At 69.2% G+C, this 20,504-nt stretch carries 18 protein-coding genes and 1 pseudogene; 10 read left to right on the top strand and 9 right to left on the bottom strand.

Annotation, left to right across the window (positions count from 1 at the left end; all coding sequences use genetic code 11):
• Positions 1–52: 52 nt before the first annotated feature.
• Entirely contained in the window at positions 53–1,132 is a 1,080-nt protein-coding gene (locus AC5Y3P_RS14370; protein ID WP_500046651.1) for a glycoside hydrolase family 183 protein, read from the top strand.
• Positions 1,133–1,138: 6 nt separating this feature from the next.
• Here the strand turns inward: AC5Y3P_RS14370 and AC5Y3P_RS14365 are convergent, their stop codons facing one another.
• From AC5Y3P_RS14365 to AC5Y3P_RS14340, 6 genes are all read right to left on the bottom strand, one after another.
• Positions 1,139–1,432, bottom strand: coding sequence for a hypothetical protein (locus AC5Y3P_RS14365; protein ID WP_500046580.1), 294 nt, complete (start codon positions 1,430–1,432; stop codon positions 1,139–1,141).
• Positions 1,433–1,508: 76 nt separating this feature from the next.
• On the bottom strand, positions 1,509–1,655 hold the full coding sequence (locus AC5Y3P_RS14360; protein WP_500046579.1) for a DUF1059 domain-containing protein: 147 nt from the start codon (positions 1,653–1,655) through the stop codon (positions 1,509–1,511).
• A 91-nt stretch (positions 1,656–1,746) separates the two neighbouring features.
• On the bottom strand, positions 1,747–2,013 hold the full coding sequence (locus AC5Y3P_RS14355) for a DivIVA domain-containing protein (RefSeq protein ID WP_500046578.1): 267 nt from the start codon (positions 2,011–2,013) through the stop codon (positions 1,747–1,749).
• A 49-nt stretch (positions 2,014–2,062) separates the two neighbouring features.
• A complete protein-coding gene (locus AC5Y3P_RS14350; RefSeq protein ID WP_500046577.1) occupies positions 2,063–2,518 on the bottom strand; it encodes a MaoC family dehydratase in 456 nt (151 codons plus the stop codon).
• Positions 2,519–2,572: 54 nt separating this feature from the next.
• The gene (locus tag AC5Y3P_RS14345; RefSeq protein ID WP_500046576.1) at positions 2,573–3,373 is read right to left on the bottom strand and encodes an acyl-CoA thioesterase; all 801 of its coding nucleotides are present in this window, start codon (positions 3,371–3,373) and stop codon (positions 2,573–2,575) included.
• Positions 3,370–4,611: a CoA transferase gene (locus AC5Y3P_RS14340; RefSeq protein ID WP_500046575.1), complete on the bottom strand. Its 1,242-nt coding sequence runs from the start codon at positions 4,609–4,611 to the stop codon at positions 3,370–3,372. The genes AC5Y3P_RS14345 and AC5Y3P_RS14340 overlap by 4 nt, the downstream gene beginning before the upstream one ends.
• A gap of 104 nt (positions 4,612–4,715) precedes the next feature.
• Here AC5Y3P_RS14340 and AC5Y3P_RS14335 point away from each other — a divergent pair, with 104 nt between their 5' ends.
• The 9 genes and pseudogenes from AC5Y3P_RS14335 to AC5Y3P_RS14295 all read left to right on the top strand — a co-directional run bounded on the left by AC5Y3P_RS14335 (position 4,716) and on the right by AC5Y3P_RS14295 (position 11,896).
• Positions 4,716–5,318, top strand: coding sequence for a TetR/AcrR family transcriptional regulator (locus AC5Y3P_RS14335; protein ID WP_500046574.1), 603 nt, complete (start codon positions 4,716–4,718; stop codon positions 5,316–5,318).
• A complete protein-coding gene (locus AC5Y3P_RS14330) occupies positions 5,318–6,127 on the top strand; it encodes an SDR family NAD(P)-dependent oxidoreductase (protein ID WP_500046573.1) in 810 nt (269 codons plus the stop codon). The genes AC5Y3P_RS14335 and AC5Y3P_RS14330 overlap by 1 nt, the downstream gene beginning before the upstream one ends.
• Before the next feature lie 4 nt (positions 6,128–6,131).
• Entirely contained in the window at positions 6,132–6,623 is a 492-nt protein-coding gene (locus AC5Y3P_RS14325) for a metallophosphoesterase family protein (RefSeq protein WP_500046572.1), read from the top strand.
• A 288-nt stretch (positions 6,624–6,911) separates the two neighbouring features.
• Positions 6,912–7,364: a MarR family winged helix-turn-helix transcriptional regulator gene (locus tag AC5Y3P_RS14320; RefSeq protein WP_500046571.1), complete on the top strand. Its 453-nt coding sequence runs from the start codon at positions 6,912–6,914 to the stop codon at positions 7,362–7,364.
• A 68-nt stretch (positions 7,365–7,432) separates the two neighbouring features.
• Positions 7,433–8,188, top strand: a pseudogene (locus AC5Y3P_RS14315) (ATP-binding cassette domain-containing protein); the annotation flags it as partial.
• Entirely contained in the window at positions 8,178–8,996 is an 819-nt protein-coding gene (locus AC5Y3P_RS14310; RefSeq protein ID WP_500046570.1) for an ABC transporter permease, read from the top strand. The pseudogene AC5Y3P_RS14315 and the gene AC5Y3P_RS14310, both read left to right, overlap by 11 nt.
• Before the next feature lie 118 nt (positions 8,997–9,114).
• A complete protein-coding gene (locus AC5Y3P_RS14305) occupies positions 9,115–10,329 on the top strand; it encodes a low temperature requirement protein A (RefSeq protein WP_500046650.1) in 1,215 nt (404 codons plus the stop codon).
• A 54-nt stretch (positions 10,330–10,383) separates the two neighbouring features.
• A complete protein-coding gene (locus tag AC5Y3P_RS14300) occupies positions 10,384–10,611 on the top strand; it encodes a hypothetical protein (RefSeq protein ID WP_500046569.1) in 228 nt (75 codons plus the stop codon).
• Positions 10,612–10,888: 277 nt separating this feature from the next.
• Positions 10,889–11,896, top strand: coding sequence for an esterase family protein (locus tag AC5Y3P_RS14295; protein ID WP_500046568.1), 1,008 nt, complete (start codon positions 10,889–10,891; stop codon positions 11,894–11,896).
• Between the two features lie 112 nt (positions 11,897–12,008).
• Here the strand turns inward: AC5Y3P_RS14295 and recD are convergent, their stop codons facing one another.
• From recD to recC, 3 genes are read right to left on the bottom strand one after another with little or no spacing between them, the layout of a single operon-like run.
• Positions 12,009–13,796 (bottom strand): exodeoxyribonuclease V subunit alpha, encoded by a 1,788-nt coding sequence (gene recD / locus AC5Y3P_RS14290; protein WP_500046567.1) that lies wholly within the window; start codon positions 13,794–13,796, stop codon positions 12,009–12,011.
• Complete coding sequence (locus tag AC5Y3P_RS14285; protein WP_500046566.1) at positions 13,793–17,182, bottom strand: UvrD-helicase domain-containing protein; 3,390 nt, start codon at positions 17,180–17,182, stop codon at positions 13,793–13,795. Before AC5Y3P_RS14285 ends, recD begins: the two co-directional genes overlap by 4 nt.
• Complete coding sequence (gene recC, locus AC5Y3P_RS14280; protein ID WP_500046565.1) at positions 17,175–20,468, bottom strand: exodeoxyribonuclease V subunit gamma; 3,294 nt, start codon at positions 20,466–20,468, stop codon at positions 17,175–17,177. Before recC ends, AC5Y3P_RS14285 begins: the two co-directional genes overlap by 8 nt.
• Positions 20,469–20,504: the final 36 nt, after the last annotated feature.

The following is a 20,504-nucleotide window of genomic DNA, read 5'->3' as shown; positions in this document are numbered from 1 at the left end:
GCTCAGTGCCGGACTACAGCGGCTGACCGGCCGCCGCTATCTGCAACAGTCGCTGCCGCCGGGTGCCACCGGCGACGGCAAGATCGCGGATCTGACCGGTCCCGGCATCACCGACCACTGGGGTGTCACCGCAACCGACCTCGGTGCGTGCGTGCGGGCACCGAACGGCACCCTGGTCGCGGTGTTCGGAGACACCTTCGCCGGGCGCCGGGTGGGCAGCGGGGATTGGCGGTCCCCCGTGGTGCTGATCGGCCACGGTGATGCGCGCACCCCGATCCGATGGGAACGTCCGGGTGGCCCGGATCCGGATTACGCGCAGCAACTGTGGTTTTACCTGCACGATCACGGGCCACACTGGGCCAATGGCGGGTTCAGCACCGTGTTGCCGTCCGATCTGCTGCGTGTCGAAGACATGCTGTACCTGCACGTAATCGTCAATCGTGGTTTCCCGCACGTGATTTGGACCGAGATCTGGTCGTCGGCCGACAACGGCATCAGCTGGCAGCACATGGGCGAGACCGCGAAGTTCGCCGCGGATCTGCACGGCGGGCACGCGCAGCTGTGGTCCTGGGACTACGAGCCCGACGACGGCTGGGTGTACGTGGTGTCCACCGGCTTCCAGCGCGACAAGGGCATCATCTTGCGGCGGGTGCGTCCCGAACACATCGGTGACGCGCAGCGGTACCAGGGCTGGGGCCGGGGCCGCGGCGGGTACCGCTGGGGTGTCGAGCCCAGCCCGATCAGCCCGCCCGAGGAACGCTGGGGCGAGCTGTCGTTTCGGCGGTTGGGCCGCGGCAGCTGGGTGCTCGGCGGTTTCCTGGCCTCGCGGTACGCGCTGGGCTACCGCGCGTTGATCAGTCCCACCAGCCCGCTGGCGGATGCGCCGCTACAGCTGCCGGTGACCGGATGCCGGTGGGGCGAAGAAAGTCATGTCGACAACCGGGTGGCCCAGCTCTACGGCGGGTACCTGTTGCCCGGCGCGCGGCTGGACACCGCGGGCGGCGTCGGGCTGCTGGTGTCGCAGTGGAACACCGACCGCGGCTGGCCGTATCAGGTCATGCAGTTCCGTAGCACGCTGGCCGACACCACGGGTCGCCGCGGCGCTGACCCGGCGAGCCCGATCGAGCTGTAGCAGCGGTCAGCGCGGCTCGTCGTCGTCGACCACCTGAAAGAACGATTCGCCGTCCTCCGGGGTGCCGTCGATCTGGCCGCGGGTCCGGCGCGCCGGACGGTCACCGGCCGCACCGCGTGGCGGTACGTCGGGTTCCTCGGCAGCCAGCCGTTGGTCCAGCGACTCGTCTTCTTTGGGGTCGATCCAGCGCTCGGGTGGATCGACGACGATGTCGCCGTCGTCGTTGCGGACCTGATCGGAATCCAAGGACTCACTAGGACTCAACGTCTGGTCCGGCCCGGGATCGTCGTAATCACTCACGCCGTCGAGTGTAGGAGCCGTCGGCGGTGTCCGACGAAAACTTTGGCCGCCTCGCCTCAACAGGCGCCTGGCCGGCTCAGAAGGCGATGAACAGGATTTCGTCGCGGCTGTACTCGTGGCCGGGATGGTTCTCGGCGAGGTGCTTTTGCGTCTTCTCCACCAAGTCGTCCTCGTCGGTCCCGACGATCGACTCGCCACACGGACAGTTCAGATGCGTCTTCATGGATATGTGTCTACCCGACCGCGCGCGCCGACGGTAGAGGGGGCGCCGCCCCGTCTGCTCATGCCCCTCGGGCGAGGGGTCCGGCGAACGGTCAGCGGCGCCGGGCCCGCAAGGTCGTGGCGATGTCGTCGAGCAGCCCGTCCACCTGGTCCTCGTCGTAGCCGCGGTGAAATGCCTTCGGCTTGCGGAAGGCCACCTGGTCGACGTCCTCGGCGGTCATCTGCGCCCGCCCTTCCAGGGCGTCGGCCACCGACTCGAGGAACTCGTCGACGTCCTCTTCCCGGTAACCGCGCTTGCCGATCGGCGGTCTGGAGAACCGCGCGGCCTGCACGTCGGCGGCGGTCAGCATGACTCCCATGGGTATTGAGCTTAGGTGCCGGCACTGACCGCCGCGCGCACGAATCGGGCTAGAACATGTAGCGCAGGATGCTGTCGGCCACGCAGGCCGGCTTGCCGCCACCTTCGACCTCGATGGTGGTCGACACGGTCAGCTGCAGCGCACCGTTGCCCAGGTCCTCGACATCGGTCAGGGTGCTGGTGGCCCGCACCTTGGAACCCACCGGCACCGGCGCCGGGAACCGCACCTTGTTCAGGCCGTAGTTGATCGCCAGCTTGATGCCCTCGACGGTGTACATCTGGTGCATCAACACCGGCAGCAGCGACAGCGTCAGGAAGCCGTGCGCGATGGTGGCACCGAACGGGCCCTGGGCTGCGCGCTCCGGGTCGACATGGATCCACTGGTGGTCACCGGTGGCGTCGGCGAACTGGTTGACCGCCTCCTGGGTGACGGTGAGCCACTCGCTGGTGCCGAGTTGCTCGCCCTTGGCTGCCACCAGTTCCGCGGCCGACGTGAACTTGCGCATGTCATCTCCTCCTTGGATCGGTTTCGAACTCGTTGTGCTGCTGGCCAGCCGTGCTCAACTGTCCCGGTTGGCGATCAGACCCTCCTGCACGATGGTCGCGCAAACCTCGCCGCCGTCGTCCACCAGGGTGGCGGTGACCAGTCCCCGGCCCCGCGCGGCCGCCGGTGAGCGGGACTCCAGCAGGTTCCAGCGGTCGGCGCGGATGTCGCGGTGAAACCAGGCCGCGGCGTCGGTGGTGCCGCTGCGGTGGGTGCGATCGACCATGGCGTGCCCGTGCACCCGCAGCGCCGGATCGAGCAGATAGATGTCACTGACGAACAGCGCCACGCACAGATGCGCCAGCGGATGTGCCGGCAGCTGCACGGTGGCCCGCCACCACAACCGGCGCACAAAACCGGTGCCTTCGCCGTCGTCGGCGATCCGGATGTCGAGTTCGTCCAGCGGCAGGCCGGGCGCCGGGCCGGACGGACCGGTGCGGGCCAATCGTTCTGGGTCACAAGGCAGTTCCCGACGGCCGTGCGCCGGACCGGGCAGCGGCACGGCGAACGACGCAGTGGCCGTGCTGAGCAGCCGCGCATCTTGGTGGGCCAGTACCCGTCGGGTCATTGCGGTGCGGCCGTCGTAGCTGCGTTCCACGGCGTAGGCGGTGGGCAGCTGCGGGTCCCCGCCGCGCAGGAACTGCACGTGCAGGCTGGTCGGCAGCGCCGCCTCGGGCACGGTGCGCGCCGCCGCGGCCATCGTCTGCGCCAGGAACTGGCCGCCGTACGCACGCTTGCCGCTGGGGCCGTGTCCGGTTGCGGTCCAGACGTCGTCGCCGCCGGCCTGCAAGTCCAGCAGGTCGCCCAGTGCGCTCACGACGACGACGGCTCCGCCGGTCCGGCCACCACCCCGGCCTCGGTCAGCTTGTCGATCTCGTCGGCGTCGAGTCCGAGTCGCTCGGCCAGTACCTCGGCGGTGTGATCGCCCAGCGTGGGCGCCGGGACCGGCGCGGTGTGGGCGCCGTCGACCGACAGCGGCAGGCCCGGCGCCAGATAGTCACCGATGCCGGGTTGGTGCAATGCCGAGAACAGCGGATTGTCGGTGACTTTCGGGTCGCCGGCCACCTCGGTGAAGGTGCGGTAGCGCTCCCACAGGATCGACGTGGTGGCCAACCCGGCGGCGATCTCGGTGCCGGTGTGCTCGGCGAACCACACGCTGAACAGGCCGCTCAGCGCCTGTCGGTGCCGGTACCGCTGACCCTCGTCGGTGAAGTCGGCGTCCAGTGCTTCGGCCAATGCACTCACTGCCTTGGCGGTGCCGGTCAGTTCGGTCAGGTCGCGGAAGTGCCGACCGGTCAACGCGACGATCATGAACGCGACGCCGTCGGCGCTGACGAAGTCCTGGCCGTACTGGCCGTACAGCGAGTTGCCCAGCCGTTCCCGCTGCCCGCCGGTGAGCATCGGCTCGGACAGGAATCCGAGGTTGCCGGCGGTGGCCAGCGCGACGTCTTCGAGCGGCAGTCGGATCCGCGCGCCGGCGCCGGTGGCGTCGCGGTGCCGGAGCGCCGCGGTGATTCCGAGCGCGGCGTACAAACCGCAGGCCACATCCCAGGCCGGCAACACGTGGTTGACCGGGCCGGCCGTCGTCGCCGGGCCGGTCACCAGCGGGAAACCCACGCCGGCGTTGACGGTGTAGTCCACCCCGGTGCCACCATCAGAGCGGCCGGAGACCTCGAGGTGGATCAGGTCCGGTCGTGCGCCGACCAGGGTGTCGAACGAATGCCAGTCCCGCCCAGCGATATTGGTGATCAGCACGCCGCCGTTCGGACCGCTTTCGGTGATCAGGCGCTGCACCAGCTGCTGACCTTCCGGTGAGCGCGGGTCGGCGGCCACCGAGCGCTTGCCCTTGTTCAAACCGGCCCAGTAGATGCTGGCACCGTCGTCGGTCAGCGGCCAGCGCCGGTAATCGGCGGCCCCGCCGACCGGGTCGACCCGGATCACGTCGGCGCCCAACTGGGCCAGCGTCATGCCCGCCAACGGCACCGCGACGAAGCTGGAGATCTCGACGATCCGCACCCCGGCCAGCGGTCGGGACGGGTTCGGCGCTTCGCTCATCGACTGCTCCCAGGTGATCGAATCAGCGTGGTGGTCGGCCCTAAGTCAACCAGCCGGACCCGGACAGGTGACGCAGCGGCCACCATCCCGCCTATCCTGCCCTGGTGGGATCTCGGGTGGATGCGGCCGTCGGACGCGCGCTGGATGCGCGGCAGCGTGAGGCCGTCGTCGAGGTGGAGAAGATCCTCGCCGCGGCGCTGACCGTGATCGAGCAGTCCGCGCCGGCCGCCCCGAAGGTCAGCGACATCGTCGCCGCGGCCGGCACCTCCAACGCCGCGTTCTACCGCTATTTCGCCGGTAAGGACGAGCTGTTGTTGGCGGTGATGGAACGCGGAGTGGCAATCACCACGGCGTACCTCGCCCGGCAGATGAGCCAGCACGACCAACCGTCCGAGCAGCTGCGCGCCTGGATCATCGGTGCGCTGGCCCAAGTCGGTGAACCCCGGCGCGCGGCCCGCAGTCGCGCGGTGTTGAACCAGTACGTCTCCTCGACCGGTGGCCAGTTGACCGCTCCGATGCGGGATCTGTTGATCGAGCCGATCACCAAGCTGGGTTCGGCCGATCCCGAGCGCGACGCCGACGCGTTGTTCACCACCGTGGCCGGGTTGCTGCGGCGCAGCACCACCGCGGCATCCCAACCCGACCCGCAGACCGTCGAACATCTGGTGGCGTTCTGTCTGACCGCGATCGGTGCAGAGGCGACCTGATGGCGATCGCGCCGGAGCAGATCTCGCTGTCAGACCGGGTGGCCGTGGTCACCGGGGCCGGTGCCGGTATCGGCCGCGGTATCGCCGCCGGGTTGCGGTCCTTCGGTGCGAGGGTGGCGATCTGGGAACGCGACGCCGAAACCTGCGCGACAGCTGCCGATTCGATGGACGCGCTGGGCATCGTCACCGATGTGCGCGACGCCGATGCGGTGGACGCCGCGCTGACCCAGACCGTCGCCGAGCTCGGCACCCCGTCGATCCTGGTGAACAATGCCGGCGGCGTCTTCTCCTCACCACTGCTGGAGACCACCGAGAACGGCTGGGATGCTTTGTACCGCAGCAACCTTCGCCATGTGCTGTTGTGCACCCAGCGGGTGGCACGGGCGCTGGTGGCGGCCGAACTGTCGGGCAGCATCATCAACGTGACCTCGATCGAGGGCCGGCGCGCCGCCCCCGGGTATGCCGCCTACGCCGCGGCCAAGGCCGGGGTGATCAACTACACCCAAACGGCCGCACTGGAATTGGCTCCGCACCGGATCCGGGTCAACGCGCTGGCACCTGACATCACGTTGACCGAGGGACTGATGGCACTGGGCATGACCGAGGACAATCCGCGCCTGGCGCAGGTGGTACCCCTGGGTCGGCCCGGTCACGTCGATGACCTGGCCGGCGCGGCGGTCTTCTTGGCTTCGGACCTGTCGGCCTACATCACCGGACAAACCCTGCACGTCGACGGCGGCACCGAAGCCGCCGCCGGTTGGTATCACCATCCGGATTCCGGCGACTACGTGCTCGGGCCACCGAGGTGAGCCGGTGCGTCTGCTGTTGATGTCGGACACCCACGTGCCCAAGCGGGCGCGGGATCTGCCGGCGGTGCTGTGGGACGAGGTGGAGCGCGCCGACGTGGTGATCCACGCCGGCGACTGGGTGGACGTGGCGCTGCTGGATGCACTGGCGGCCCGCTCGGCGCGACTGCTGGCCTGCTGGGGCAACAACGACGGTCCCGACCTGCGGGCGCGACTGCCCGAGCGTGCCGACGCCACCTTGGCCGGGGTGCGGTTCACCGTGACGCACGAGACTGGGGCCAGCTCTGGGCGCGACCTCCGGATGTCGCGGCGCTACCCGGACACCGACGTGCTGGTCTTCGGCCACAGCCACATCCCGTGGGACACCACGACTGCGAGTGGGCTACGGCTGCTGAACCCCGGTTCGCCGACCGACCGGCGGCGGCAACCGCACTGCACCTACATGACCTCGCAGCTGGCCGACGGGGTGTTGTCGGACGTGGTGTTGCACCGACTCTGACGACTCCGCGCCGCGGCCCGGGCTGTTGGGCCGCTCCCCCGCCGCCCCAGGCTGTCGCGCCGCTCCCCCGCCGCCCCAGGCTGTCGCGCCTGCGTTTTCATACGGTTGCCACGGCGTGTCGCGGATGAAACCGCAGTCGTCCCGAGACCAGCGGCGGCAGCGGCAGCGGCAGTCGTCCCGAGACCGGCAGCGGCAGCGGCAGCGGCAGTCGCCCCGAGACCGGCAGCGACAGCGACAGCGACAGTAGTCCCGACGCGATACCTCTGCAACAGAGGTAATATCTGGCCGGTGGGCACCCTCATCGACCTGAGCGGCGAAGTCTTCGACTCGGTTCGGCGGTTCCGGCGGCAATTGCGCCGCACCGCCGGACGCAGTTTCGACGGCACCGGGCTGTCGGAGTCGCAGGTCGAGTTGGTCCGGCTGATCGGGCGCAACCCCGGCATCTCGGTCAGCGCGGCCGCCACCGAACTGGGGTTGGCCGCCAACACCGCATCCACCCTGGTGACCAAACTCGGCGGCGAGGGCCTGATCCTGCGCGAGGCCGATCCGGCCGACCGCCGGGTGGGCCGGTTGCGATTGTCCGAGCCGGCTCAGCAGATCGCCGACGCATCCCGCGCGGCCCGGCGCACCGCACTCGCCGAGGTGCTCGGTGAGCTCGAACCCGACGAGATTGCCGATCTCACCGCCGGGTTACACGTGCTGCGAAAGCTGACCCGGATCCTTTCCGAAAGGCCAACATGACTACCCCCGACACGAGCCAGGATCTGGCGATCGACTGCCGGAACCTGACCCACCGCTACGGCGACTTCGTCGCCGTCGACGACCTGAGCCTGACCGTGCACCGCGGCGAAACCCTGGGCCTGCTGGGCCCCAACGGCGCCGGCAAGACCACCGCGGTGCGGGTGCTGACCACGCTGACGCCGGTGCAGCACGGTCAGGTCTTCATCTTCGGCCTGGACGCCTCTGGCCAGACCATGGACGTCCGCTACAACATCGGGTATGTCCCACAACAGCTTTCGATCGAACCGGCACTGACCGGCCGGCAGAACGTGGAATGGTTCGCTCGACTCTACGACGTCCCGCGCCGGGAACGGCGGTCCCGCGTCGACGATGCGCTGGCCGCGATGAACCTGCTCGACGTCGCCGATGAATTGGCCCGCACCTACTCCGGCGGCATGGTCCGCCGCCTGGAGTTGGCGCAAGCACTGGTCAACCAGCCCGCACTGCTCATCCTGGACGAACCCACCGTGGGCCTGGATCCGATCGCCCGCGACAGCGTCTGGTCGCAGGTGCAGCAGATGCAGGACGACTTCGGCATGTCGGTGCTGCTGACCACGCACTACATGGAGGAAGCAGACGCGCTGTGCGACCGGGTGGCGCTGCTGCACCGCGGCCGACTGCAGACCGTCGGTCCTCCCGATGAACTCAAATCCGCGGTGGGTCAAGGTGCCAGCTTGGAAGACGTGTTCCGGCACTACGCAGGCTCGGATCTGACCGAGGACACCTCGGTACGCCGCTTGCAGGAGATCCGTTCCACCCGAAGGGTTGCTCGCCGTGTCAGTTGAGACCAGCACACCGAAGTTGGCCCGTGCCCCGCGCGGCTGGCGCCGGATAACCGGACTGCTCAGTCGCACCGGCACTTTCGCGCTGGTCGAGATTCAGAAGCTGCGGCACGACCGCACCGAACTGCTCACCCGGATGGTGCAGCCGGCGTTGTGGCTGCTGATCTTCGGGCAGACCTTCGCGCATCTGCGCATCATCGACACCGGCGAGGTGTCGTATCTGGCCTTCCTGGCCCCGGGCATCATCGCGCAGTCCGCGCTGTTCATCTCGATCTTCTACGGCATCCAGATCGTCTGGGACCGCGACGCGGGCATCCTGGCCAAACTCATGGTGACACCGAGCCCGGCGTCGGCACTGGTGGCGGGCAAGGCATTTGCCGCCGGCATCCGCTCGATGGCGCAGGTGATCGGTGTGCTGGTGATCGCCCTGCTGCTCGGGGTGCAGCTGAACATGAACCCGCTGCGGATCCTGGCCGCGTTGATCGTGGTGCTGCTCGGTGCGGCGTTCTTCGCGTGCCTGTCGATGACACTGGCCGGGCTGGTGCGCAACCGGGACCGGCTGATGGGCATCGGGCAGGCGATCACCATGCCGCTGTTCTTTGCCTCCAATGCGCTCTACCCGGTGGACATCATGCCGACCTGGGTGCGCTGGCTGTCCGCGGTCAATCCGCTCAGCTATGAAGTCAATGCGCTGCGCGGACTGCTCTTGGGCACCCCGGCGAACTACCTCGTCGACGTCGGTGTCTTGGTGCTGGCGGCGGTCATCGGGGTCTTCGCGGCCTCCGCGCTGCTCAAACGACTGGTGCGGTGAAACTCCGCCCTCGATCTGTTCGACCTGACAGACCGCGCCCAGGTGCGATGATGTCGCAGTGACCGATCCTTCGTCCGACGCCCGACACCGCGCCGACGCGACGCACCGGACCCGGCGGATGTCCGGCCGGGATCCACATGAGGAACACCGGGTGGCAACGCCGCTGGAGTTGCTGTTCGACCTGACCTTCGTGGTGGCGTTCGGCGTCTCGGCGGCGCAGCTGGCGCACCTGCTTGCCGACAACCACGTCGGCGCCGGGGTCGCCGGATTCATCTTCTCGACGTTCGGAGTGTGCTGGGCCTGGATCAACTTCACCTGGTTCGCCTCGGCCTACGACACCGACGACTGGGGCTACCGGCTGACCACGATGCTGCAGATGGGCGGCGTCGTCGTGCTGGCGCTGGGTATCGCACCGCTCTACGACTCGATCGCGGCCGGCGAGCACGTCGACAATCGGGTGACCGTCGGCGGCTACGTGCTGATGCGAATCGCCATGGTGCTGCAGTGGTTACGCGCCGCGCACCAGGATCCGCGACGACGCGCCACCTGCCTGACCTACGCGGCCGCCACCACGGTCGCCCAGATCGGCTGGATCGCGTCGATCTTCCTGCCGACCTCGGTGCCCACCACGATGGCCATCTATGCGGTCCTGGTCGGAGTCGAGTTCCTGGGGCCGTGGATCGCCGAGACCCGGATCGGGCGCACGCCCTGGCATGCCCACCACCTCGCCGAACGCTACAGCCTGCTGGTGATCATCGCGCTGGGCGAAGGCGTGGTGGGTACGGTGGCCTCGTTATCGGCGGTGCTGGAGGAACAGGGCTGGAGCTTGGACGCCGGGTTGGTTGCCCTCGCCGGCATCGCGCTGACGTTCGGCCTGTGGTGGGTGTACTTCATGGTTCCGGCCGCGCCGATGTTGCACGCGAAACGCAACCGCGCGTTCGGGTTCGGCTACGGCAGCATCGTGATCTTCGGCTCCATCGTGGCCACCGGCGCGGGGCTCCACGTCGCGGCCTACCACCTCGAACATCACTCGCAGTTGAATGCCGCGGACACATTGATGACCGTCGCGGTGCCGGTCGGCATCTACCTGCTGACCGTCTTTGCGATGTACGCCTACCTGGTGGGCGGGTTCGACGTCTTCCACGCGCTGCTGCTCACCGGCAGCGCCGCGGTGATCGCGGCCGCGATCGCATTGGCGCACGCCGGGGTCTCGATGCCGGTCTGCCTGTTGGTGCTGACCGCTGCGCCGGCCGTCGTGGTGGTCGGTTACGAACTGGTGGGCCATCGTCGCGCCACCGAGGTCATCGACGCCGTACTGTCCGACGAAGCATGATCGGTGCGCCGCGCCGGTCCTACAACACCTTCGAACGAATCAGGTGAAGCGACGGTGGCAGATCCAGTGGAAGAGTTCCTCTCGGCGGCGCTCGCGGGCGGCCCGTGCGTCGGGATCGTGACGCAGGAGCACCACCTCCCCTCGCCTACCGGTGTCGAGGTCCGCACGGTGGCCGGAGCCCGCACCACCAGATCGCTTGATCTGATGGACGCGTTCGCCGAGGTCTGGCACTTCCCACCGTGGTTCGGCCGCAACTGGCGGCCCACGGCGGCCCCGGCCTGACCCGGCGCTGCGTGCAATCGTGACGCTTGCCCCGCGCGATCCTGCTAGGACCGATCTGACCTGCGTCCACGGCCCCGCGAACCCAGCCCGGGCGTTCGTGACACGCCCGCCGTCGGTCACGACGCGGTGACGAATCGGGTGCTGTCGCGTCACCCAATCGTTAGCCAACCGCGATTCCCACCTGCGGTTTCGACGCCTGAGACCGGGGAATCACATGATTCACTTACGTCACTTGAGTAACACACGGTTGTAATTACGACGATGGAGGAGTGCAGTCGTGAAGTTCGTAGAGAAGTTGCGCGGTTCGGCGAAGGTGACCCTGCGCCGGCTGACGGTCGTCGCCGCGGCGGCCGCCGTGCTACCCGGCCTGGCCGGCACCGTCGGTGAGACGGCACCCGCCGAGGCGTTCTCACGTCCGGGGCTGCCCGTCGAGTACCTCGACGTTCCCTCCGCCTCGATGGGACGTGACATCCGCATCCAGTTCCAGGGCGGCGGACCGCACGCGGTCTACCTGCTCGACGGGTTGCGCGCCCAGGACGACTTCAATGGGTGGGACATCAACACGCCGGCCTTCGAGTGGTTCCACGGCTCGGGTCTGTCGGTGGTCATGCCGGTGGGCGGTCAGTCCAGCTTCTACACCGACTGGTACCAGCCCTCGCAGGGCAACGGTCAGGACTACACCTACAAGTGGGAAACGTTCATGACCAACGAGCTGCCGACCTGGCTGGCCGCCAACCGGGGCGTCTCGACGGTCGGCAACGCCGCGGTCGGTCTGTCGATGGCCGGTAGCGCCTCGCTGACCTATGCGATCTGGCATCCGCAGCAATTCACTTACGCCGCTTCGCTGTCCGGCTTCCTGAACCCGTCCGAGGGCTGGTGGCCGACGCTGATCGGGCTGGCGATGCAGGACGCGGGCGGTTTCAACGCCACCAGCATGTGGGGCCCGTCGAGTGACCCGGCCTGGAAGCGCAACGACCCGATGGTCAACATCAACCGTCTGGTGGCCAACAACACCCGGATCTGGATCTACTGCGGCACCGGCACCCCGTCGGAGCTGGATGCCGGCGCCAATGGCGGCAACCTGCTCGCCGCACAGTTCCTGGAGGGCCTGACCCTGCGCACCAACATCACCTTCCGGGACAACTACATTGCCAACGGCGGCACCAACGGTGTGTTCAACTTCCCCGCCAACGGGACGCACACCTGGAGCTACTGGGGCCAGCAGTTGCAGCAGATGGTCCCCGATCTGCAGCGCACGCTCAACGGCGCCGCACCCGCGGTCTGAGCACTCCCCCGACTCGTGCCCCCGCTTCGGCGGGGGCCACGGTCGTTGGTGCCGCCGAAAAGCCAGTTCTCCCTTGCTGAAACGCTGCGTCGATAGATGGCTTGTCGGCCGGTTATTGCAGCCGTGCGCGCAACCCGGTGGCCCGCACCACCCGACGCTCCAGCGCGGCGCGCACCCGCGCCTCGGTGCCGACCAGCCGCACCTTGGACTTGGCTCGGGTCACCGCGGTGTAGAGCAATTCCCGCGACAGCAGGCGCGAATCGGCGTCCGGCAGCAGCACCGTGATCTCTTCGGCCTGGCTGCCCTGGCTCTTGTGGATGGTCATGGCGTGCATGGTGTCGACGTCGGCGAGTCGGCTGGTCGCGAAGCTGCGCACCTCGGTCGATCCGTCGATCATGGCGCGCAACTCGCCGTCGACCAGCACGGTGACACCGGTGTCACCGTTGTACAGGCCCAGTCCGTAGTCGTTGGCGGTCAACAGGATTGGGCGGCCCAGGTACCAATCCGACCAGTGCGAATCTCCGGTCTCCTCGGTCAGCCAGTGCTCGACCCGGCGGTTCCAGTGCCGCACCCCGTAGGGTCCGTCCCGATGCGCGCACAGCAGCCGATGCTCGGCGAGCACCTCCACCGCGGACTCCGGCGTCACCCCGGCGGCGGCTTCCCGCACCCGCAGCGCGTGCGGTACCAGCACCTCGCGCAGCGCTGCGGCGGGATCGGCGGTGTCGATGAACTCGACTTCGTCGCCACCGCGCGCCAGTACCTCGAGTGCGGTGTCGGCATCACCGCGGCGGATCGCCTCGGCGAGCGCCCCGATCGTCTTGCCGAACCGATGCGAGGTCTGTAGCTGCGCGATCGAGCCGCGCCCGGCCAGCCCTTCGACCAGATCCGCCAGCACCGCACCGGCTTCCACCGAGCTGAGCTGATCGGGATCACCCACCAGGATCAGCCGGGTTTCCGGGCGCACCGCTTCGAGCAACCGGGCCATCAGCGTCAGCGACACCATCGAGGTTTCGTCGACCACGATCACGTCGTGCGGCAACCGATTACCGCGGTGGTGCCGGAACCGCGCCGAGGTGTCCGGGCGGGGCCCAAGCAGCCGGTGCAGCGTGACCGCCTGCAATCCGGTCAGCCGGGCCCGGTCGACGTCGCCGAGGTTGCCGATCTCGAGCAGCACGGCCTCCTGCAACCGCGCCGAGGCCTTACCGGTGGGCGCGGCCAGCGCTATCCGCAGCCGCGGGCGCCCGGCGAGTTCGGCCTGCTCGGTGAGCAGCGCGAGCAGACCGGCCACCGTGGTGGTCTTGCCGGTGCCCGGTCCACCGGTGAGCACCGTGGTCAGCTGGGTTGCCGCAACCCGCACCGCATCTCGTTGTTCCTCGGAGTTCGGCCGGTCGAACACCCGGTCCAGCCCGGCTTCCAGCGCGGCGGTGTCGACTGCGGCAGCCGGGCCCAACCGCGCCAACAGATCGGTGCAGACCTGCTCCTCCTCCCGCCAGTACCGATCCAGATACAGCAGCTGGCCTTGTTCCAGATGCAGCACCGGCGGCGCGCCCTGCGGCGTACCGAGCAGCGGACTGGCCCGCAACGCAGCCAGCCAGTCGTCGGGATCGGGCCAGGGCAGACCGGTGCCGGCAGCGTCGGCGCCGACCTGCCGGAGGTCCACGCACACCGAGCCGGCGCGTACCGCACGCACCGCCAGCGCGACGGCCAAGGCGACGGCGCCGGGTTCGGCACCGGCGTCGGCGCCCGCACCGAGCGCCGTCAACCGGGTCGCGACGTGCACGTCGGCGGCGTCGAGCACGCCGGCGTCGTTGAAGGCGCGCAGCAGTCCGCCGGTGCGCAATGCCAACCTGCGGTCTGCCGGGTCGAGGATGTGGTCGCCGACGCTGATCGGGGTGCTCATGCCGCATCCCGACCGGGTTCGGCTGCGGCCAGCAGATCCGACAGCGCCACCACCAACTCGGCCGGCGGCGCCCAGTCGAAGACCCCGGCCCGGTGACCGTCCTGCACCGGCGTGTCCGGCCCGCACATACCGCGCACGAACAGGTAGAGCACCCCGGCCAGATGTTCGCCAGGCTGGTAATCCGGCTGCCGCCAGCGCAGGAACCTGTGCAGCACCACCGAATACAGCAGCGCCTGCAGTGGATAGTCGGAATGCAGCATGGCCTCGATCAGCTGCGGCCGGTGGAAGTCCTCGGCGGTCAGCGGCCGCTCGGCGCTGCCCAGTCGATTGGTCTTGTAGTCCACGATCAGGTACCGCGGTGCGCCGCCGGGGCCGGTCGGGACCCGCAGCACCGCGTCGATGGATCCGGACAGGTAGCCGCGCAGCGGCTGGCCGCCCAGCTCCGGACCGCTCAACCGGTCGGCGTAGACCGCCAGCGGGTCATCGGCGGGCAGGTGGGTCCGCACGAGCGCACCCAGGTCGGCCAGGCGCAGGTCGGCGGCCGGGGCCGGACGCAGGTCGCCGTAGGCCAGCGGTATCTCGAAGTCCAACTCGCACAACCGGTCCGATAGTGGAATGGCGGCCAACGTCAGGTCGGCGGCCAGCGCGCCCAGCGGTGTGTGGTGCATGGGCAGCAGCGCGGCAGCCAAGTCCTCGGGCGCCGTGTCGACCGGCCACCACTGCCGGCTCTCGCGCACCCGTGCGGTCAGTTCGGCCACCAGGTCCGGCGCCTGCGGGTCGGCGTGTTCGAGCACTGCGTGCACCAACGAGCCGAACCCGGCCCCGCCCGGCAGCTCGGCCATCGGGGACGGCGCGGCCTGCGGTGCGGTGGCGGCGGCCGGCTCGGCTCCGGACTCCGGCCCGGACCTGGGCACCGGCGCCTCCTCCGCCGGATCGGGTGCCTCATCGTCCTTGCCGAGGATCTCCGGTTCGCTGCCCACCCCGACCGGGCTGACTTCGGCGGCTCCGCGCAGCAACGCCGAATAGGAAGTGCGCCGCCAGCCGGTGTCGATACGACGATGAAAATGTCGGGCCGCCAGGTCATCTGGCAGCCCTTCGGTGGGCACCGGTGCCGCCGGCCCGATGACCGATGCTTCACACACCGGCCCGCCGGCCTGTTCCCAGTCCGAGAACAGCTGCCGTGCTTCGTCATCGGAGATCATCCGGGGACACCGCTCCGGCACCTCGGTCGCACCCAGGCTGCGGCCGCGCAGCAGCCGGGATAGTCCGCCATTGGGTTCGTCCCAGCTGGGCGCCCACCAAGCGACCACCTGCGATTGCGCACGGGTGAGCGCCACGTAGGTCAGCCGGATGTCGTCGTTGGCGGCTTCGGTCTTGCCCGCCGCTTCGACGGTCCGGTAGTCCCGACTGTCCGGGCCACCGATGTGCAGGCAGCGCTGCGGACCATCGTGGAACACCACCAGATCCTGCTTACGCACGTGCCGGTTGAAGGCGAACGGCAGGTACACGACCGGATACTGCAGGCCCTTGCTCACCCACACCGTCATGATCTGCACTGCCGCGGCATCACTGTCCAGCCGCCGATTGCGTTCCCCTTCCGGACCGATACCGCCACCCCCCGCACACTGGGTGCGCAACCAATCCCGAAGTGCCGGAAGGCCGTACCGTTCCCGGTGCGCGGTTTCGGCGAGCAACTGGGTCAGGTGCGCCAGATCGGTCATATCGCGTTCGCCGCCGTTGCAGGCCAGCACCCGCTCGGTCATCCCGGCCAACTGTGCGGCCTCGAACACCGCGGCGATGCCCCGCTCGCGGGCGTGGTCGGCCCACTCCCGGACGGTGGCGGCCACCCGGTCGGTCAGCGCATCGCCGCCGACGGCCAGGCTGTACGCGGTCTCCCCGAAGAACAGGGTGGCCGCCGCGGCCCGGACCACCGCGCTGCGGTGCGGTTGGTCGAACGCCTTCAGCAGGGCCAGCCACGCGCCGGCAGCCGGTGAGGCGAAGACGTCGGTGTCGCCGGTGTAGACCGCCGGGATCCCGGCTTCGGTCAAGGCGGTATGACAGGCGCGGGCATCGCGGTGGCTTTCCACGATGACCGCGAGATCGGCGGCCTGCACCGCGCGACCATCGAAGGTGGCCCCGCTGGTCAGCAACCGGCTGATGTCGGCGGCCAGGTCGGCGACGATATGCCGACGTAGGTCGTGCATCGGAATGGTCTTGTCCGGCTTGACACCGAAGGTGTCCCGGCCGACCAGCCGCAGTCGGAACGGCGCGTCCACGGGTGCGCCGGCCAGGCGCCGGCGATCTTGGCGTGCCACCACCTCATGCACCACGATGTCCTCGTGGCCCAGCGCGGCCCCGCCCAGCACGGTGTGCAAGCTGTTCACCAAAGCGGCGTCGCTACGCCAGTTTTCGCCCAGTGTCAGACGGTTGCCGGCAGTCTGCGCAGCGTTCAGATAGGTCACGATGTCGCCGCCGCGGAAGGCGTAGATGGCCTGTTTGGGATCCCCGATCAAGACCAGCGTGGCCCGGCCGGAGAAGGCCCGGTCGATCACCTTCCACTGCACCGGGTCGGTGTCCTGGAACTCGTCGACCATCACCACGTTCCAGCGGTTGGTCATCCGCTGTGCGGCCGCACTCGGCGCGTCGTCGGGCCCGGGCTGCAGCGCAGCGGCCAGCCGGGTGAGCAGATCGTCGAAGCCGAGGATGCCCAGCAGCCGCTTGCGTCGCTCCAGCTCGGCGCGCACAGCCTCGGCGAATTCGAGCCGCACGGCGGGTTCGGAGCCCGGTTCGGGGTCGAGCGGACGCAACTGGGTGCTCGGGTTGGCCACCACCGCGCGGGCCAGCGCGGTCGCGTCCGCGTGGGTCAGCGACGGGTCCTGGTCGAGGTGACCGAAGCGGGCCAGATACAGGTCGTCGACCACCTCGTCGACCAACTCGTCGAGGCTTTCCACCAGACGCACCCCGGTGTCGCCATCACCGGCGATGCCCAGCGATTTCAGCACCAGCTGGCAGAACTGGTGCGTGGTGGCGATGGTGGCGGCGTCGAAGCCGGCCAGCGCGTCGCGCAACCGGGTGCGGCGCTGCTGCACCTGCTGCTCGGGGCCGGACCGCAACAGTTGGATGATCTGGTTGTCCGTTGGATCCGCGGGTCGGTCCAAAGCCTCTGCAGTGTCCCGGATTTGGCTCCGTACCCGCTCGCGGAGTTCCTGGCTGGCCGCGCGGCTGAAGGTGATCAGCAGCATCTGATCCAGGCCGACGACCCCGTCGGCCAGGTAGCGCGTCACCAGACCGGCCAGCGCAAAGGTCTTTCCGGTGCCGGCGCTGGCTTCCAGCACGGTCGTGCTGTTGGCGGCCGGCAGCGGTCCGGTCAGATCGAAGCTATCCATCAGCACCGTCCCTTTCGGCCTGCAACACCGGCACCCACAGCCGGGTGGCCAGTCGACCCAGGTCGGGTTGCAGCGCGGACAGCGCGGTGTTCTGCCCCCAGGCCCGTACGTAGGCGGGGTCTTCGCACTCCCCCGGGTATTGTCCGGAATTCCAGCTGTAGCCCGCCGCCCGGTCCGGGTCGCGGTGTTCGAATCGTGCTGCCGCCCAGGCATAGCTGGTCTTGACCGGCAACGGCAGTGGCGCCCGCCGACCCTCGTCGTAGAGATCGACCAAGTCGGCCAGAACTTCGGTGGCCGGCGCCTCGGGTGGTCCGAGGTGACGGGTCTGCACCGTACCGCCGCGCCCGGCGCGTCCGATGCACACCGCGCCGCACTGATCGCCGGGCCGGGCGGCAGTCAGCGCCAAGAGCCTGATCCAGCCGTCGATCAGTTGTTTGGGTCCCAGCTTCGAATATGTCACCGACACCACGGATTCGGCGTAGCATCCCGACACCGTCCCGGTCAGCCGCCGTCCGCCGGCCAACTCGATGTCGATGTCGCAGGCGGTGGCCGGGCCCCGCCGGTAGCGGTGGGCCTCCCGAGCCAGTTCGGCGGCCTGATCCCGAATCGTCTTGGCTTTCCGCCACCCCAGCCGTCCGGGTGGCAGCACTCCGCGCCGCCACTCGGCTTGCCGCGCAGCATCAGGCGGCAGCCCGCGCAGCATGTCATGGAGCATCCGGTCACCGACGGACCACTCCTGCAACGCATTCAATTCGACCGGCATGCTGTCCTGTACTTCGTCGACATCCCACGGCAGCGCGTAGTCGAGGGCGCGGAAGAAGCCGCGCACCGGATCCCGGAAGAACGCGAGCAGGTCGGCTACCGATACGTCCGACGGCGGCAGCGCCGGCAGCGGACCGGAATAGAACGGGGCCGGCGCGGGCCGGCCCTCGGAACGGGCGGCGCGGACCGCGTTCAGCACCGTGGCATCGAACGTGAACGGCTGGCCCGCAGCCGCCAGCTCCCCCGGCGTGACGTTGCGAATATCGAAGGGCTGCAAGGGTTGATCGATCACCACCTGGTGGCGCACCGCGGCCGGGGCGCTGCTGGTGGTGCGTTCCAGTACGTCGAGCAGTTCTATCAGCGGTACGGCCGGCGGGCGAACGACGCCGGAGTGTTCGTTGCAGCCGGTGTAGGTGATCACCAGCTTCTCGGTGGCCGCGCACACCGCGTCGAGCAGCAGTTGCCGATCCTCGGCCCGCACGTCGCGTTCCCCGGTCAGCGGTCGACGCGCCAGCACGTCGTCGCCGTCGACCTGGCCGATCCGCGGGAAGACACCGTCGTCCAGACCCACCAGGCAGACCACCCGGTGCGGCACCGAGCGCATGGGCACCATGGTGCACACGGTCAGCGCACCGGTGCGGAAGTTCGCACGAGTCGGTCGACCGGCGAGGTGATCACCGAGCAGTGCCCGCACATCGGCCAACCGCAGTTCGGTTTCGGCGTGGTTGGCGGCATCGGCCAGCACCCGGGCGAATTCGCGGTGCAGTTGCCCGATCTGCCAGCCATCGTCGGGGCCGACGGCGGTCAGGGTGGCCACAGTGTCGCGCAGCGCGGTCAACCACTGGTTCAGGGTGCGCACCCCGGACATCGATTCGGCGCCGGCCACCAGCCGATCGACGAATTCGGCAAACCGGCCGGCCAATTCGACATGATTGCTGCCGACGTCGTCGAGCGGCAGGGTGGTGTCCAACCAAGCTTGCGCGTCCTCGGACATCGCCACGCCGGCGAGCACCCGGTCCAGGCCAAACCGCCAGGTGTTCTGCACGAAGCTGTCCAGCCCGTAACTGCGCCGGTGTGCGGCATCGAATCCCCAGCGGATCCCCGATTCGCGCACCCAGTCGGTGATGGTGTCCAGGTCGTCGTCGGTGAACCCGAACCTGGCGCGCACCGGTTCAGCGGTCGCGAAGTTGAGCACCTCGCTGGCGGTGGCACGTCCGCCGGCCAGGTCGAGCAACTGAGTCGCCACGCCGAGCAGCGCATTGGTCTGGCTGGGCGCCCGGTCGGCCAACCGGACCGGGATCCGATGCGCCGGATGGCCATTGGGGGCGACGTCGCCGAGGCCGAAGCCGGCTGCGATCAACGGCGCGTAGGACTCGATGTCGGGGCACATCACCACGATGTCGCGGGGTTCCAGGGTCGGGTCGTCGGCCAGCAGGCCGAGGACCACCTCGCGCAGCACGTCGACCTGCCGGGCCGGACCGTGGCAGCTGTGCACCTGCACCGAGCGGTCCTGCTCGGCCAAGGTGCGGCCGGCCGCACGCACCTGGTTGGCGGCGATGTCGGATTGCAGCCAGCCCAGCAGGTTTTCGGGTCGGGTCGGCTCGGCTGCGCTGTCCGAGTCGATATCGGGCACGCAGTGCGCCAGCATTGCTTGCAGCTCGCGGACGTCGCGGCCCAGGGTGGCCAGCAGCGGGTGGCCCACCCGGCGGTGGCTGACGTCGTCACGACGCGGCACCGCTGCCTGGGCGCTGGTGCTCAGGGCCTGCCACAACGCAGCGCTGGGATGCGGCAACCACAGATGCAGTTCGTGGTGGGTGGCCAGCGCGCCCAGCAGTTCGATGTCGGTCCTGGACAGTCGGGTGTAGCCGAATGAAGAGATCCGGGCCGGCAGCGGCTGCGGTCCGGCAGCCAGCTGCGCCAGCACTCGGCGATGCCGGTCGGTGGGTGACTCGGCGCCGACCCGCCCCAGCAGCGCCCGCCACAGCTGAGGTTGCCAGTCCAAGTCGGCATCCAGCGCGTCACCGGCGCCGTCGGTGTGTCGACCGGCTTGCCAGTCATCGAGCAACTGCGGGCGTTGTGCGGCGTAGCCGGCGAACAAGCCGGCTATCCGGCGGGCCACCGCGTAGCGCCGGCCCTGCCGCAATTCGGCTTCGTCGCCGTCGTCGAAATGGCCCAAGTGGGTGGCCAGGGTGTGACACCACGGTTCGTCGAGCGCACCGTCGATCACCTCGAGCAACGGCCACACCAGGGCCTGCGGCGCCCATGGATCGGTGTCAGCGGTCCCGGTGATTTCGGCGATCAGTGAACGCGGCGTGCGGAACACCACTCCTGCGCACACCCCGTCGGCGCCGCGGCCGCGGCCCAGCACATGCGACAGCCGCTGGGACAGCCACCGTTCGACACCGCGGGCCGGCACCAGGACCAGCTCGGCGGCGAACGGGTCCGGCTGCGGGGTGTCCAGCAGCGCGGCCAGTCCGTCGGCGAGCAGATCGGTGCGTTCGGCGCGGTGCACGTGAAGGGCCATCGCGCTCAATCTAGAGCCTGTCGCCGACATGAGTTG

It is taken from the genome of Mycobacterium sp. NGS45, assembly GCF_059812645.1.
Note: the sequence above shows the minus strand (reverse complement) of the source record. Positions and strands in the feature narration are given on the sequence as shown.

Excerpts from the sequence above, each read along its gene's own strand:
- AC5Y3P_RS14360 (WP_500046579.1), bottom strand. The coding sequence starts at position 1,655 with ATGAAGACGCATCTGAACTGTCCGTGTGGCGAGTCGATCGTCGGGACC.
- AC5Y3P_RS14355 (WP_500046578.1), bottom strand. The coding sequence starts at position 2,013 with ATGGGAGTCATGCTGACCGCCGCCGACGTGCAGGCCGCGCGGTTCTCC.
- AC5Y3P_RS14350 (WP_500046577.1), bottom strand. The coding sequence starts at position 2,518 with ATGCGCAAGTTCACGTCGGCCGCGGAACTGGTGGCAGCCAAGGGCGAG.
- AC5Y3P_RS14340 (WP_500046575.1), bottom strand. The coding sequence starts at position 4,611 with ATGAGCGAAGCGCCGAACCCGTCCCGACCGCTGGCCGGGGTGCGGATC.
- AC5Y3P_RS14330 (WP_500046573.1), top strand. The coding sequence starts at position 5,318 with ATGGCGATCGCGCCGGAGCAGATCTCGCTGTCAGACCGGGTGGCCGTG.
- AC5Y3P_RS14305 (WP_500046650.1), top strand. The coding sequence starts at position 9,115 with ATGTCCGGCCGGGATCCACATGAGGAACACCGGGTGGCAACGCCGCTG.
- recD (WP_500046567.1), bottom strand. The coding sequence starts at position 13,796 with ATGAGCACCCCGATCAGCGTCGGCGACCACATCCTCGACCCGGCAGAC.
- AC5Y3P_RS14285 (WP_500046566.1), bottom strand. The coding sequence starts at position 17,182 with ATGGATAGCTTCGATCTGACCGGACCGCTGCCGGCCGCCAACAGCACG.
- recC (WP_500046565.1), bottom strand. The coding sequence starts at position 20,468 with ATGGCCCTTCACGTGCACCGCGCCGAACGCACCGATCTGCTCGCCGAC.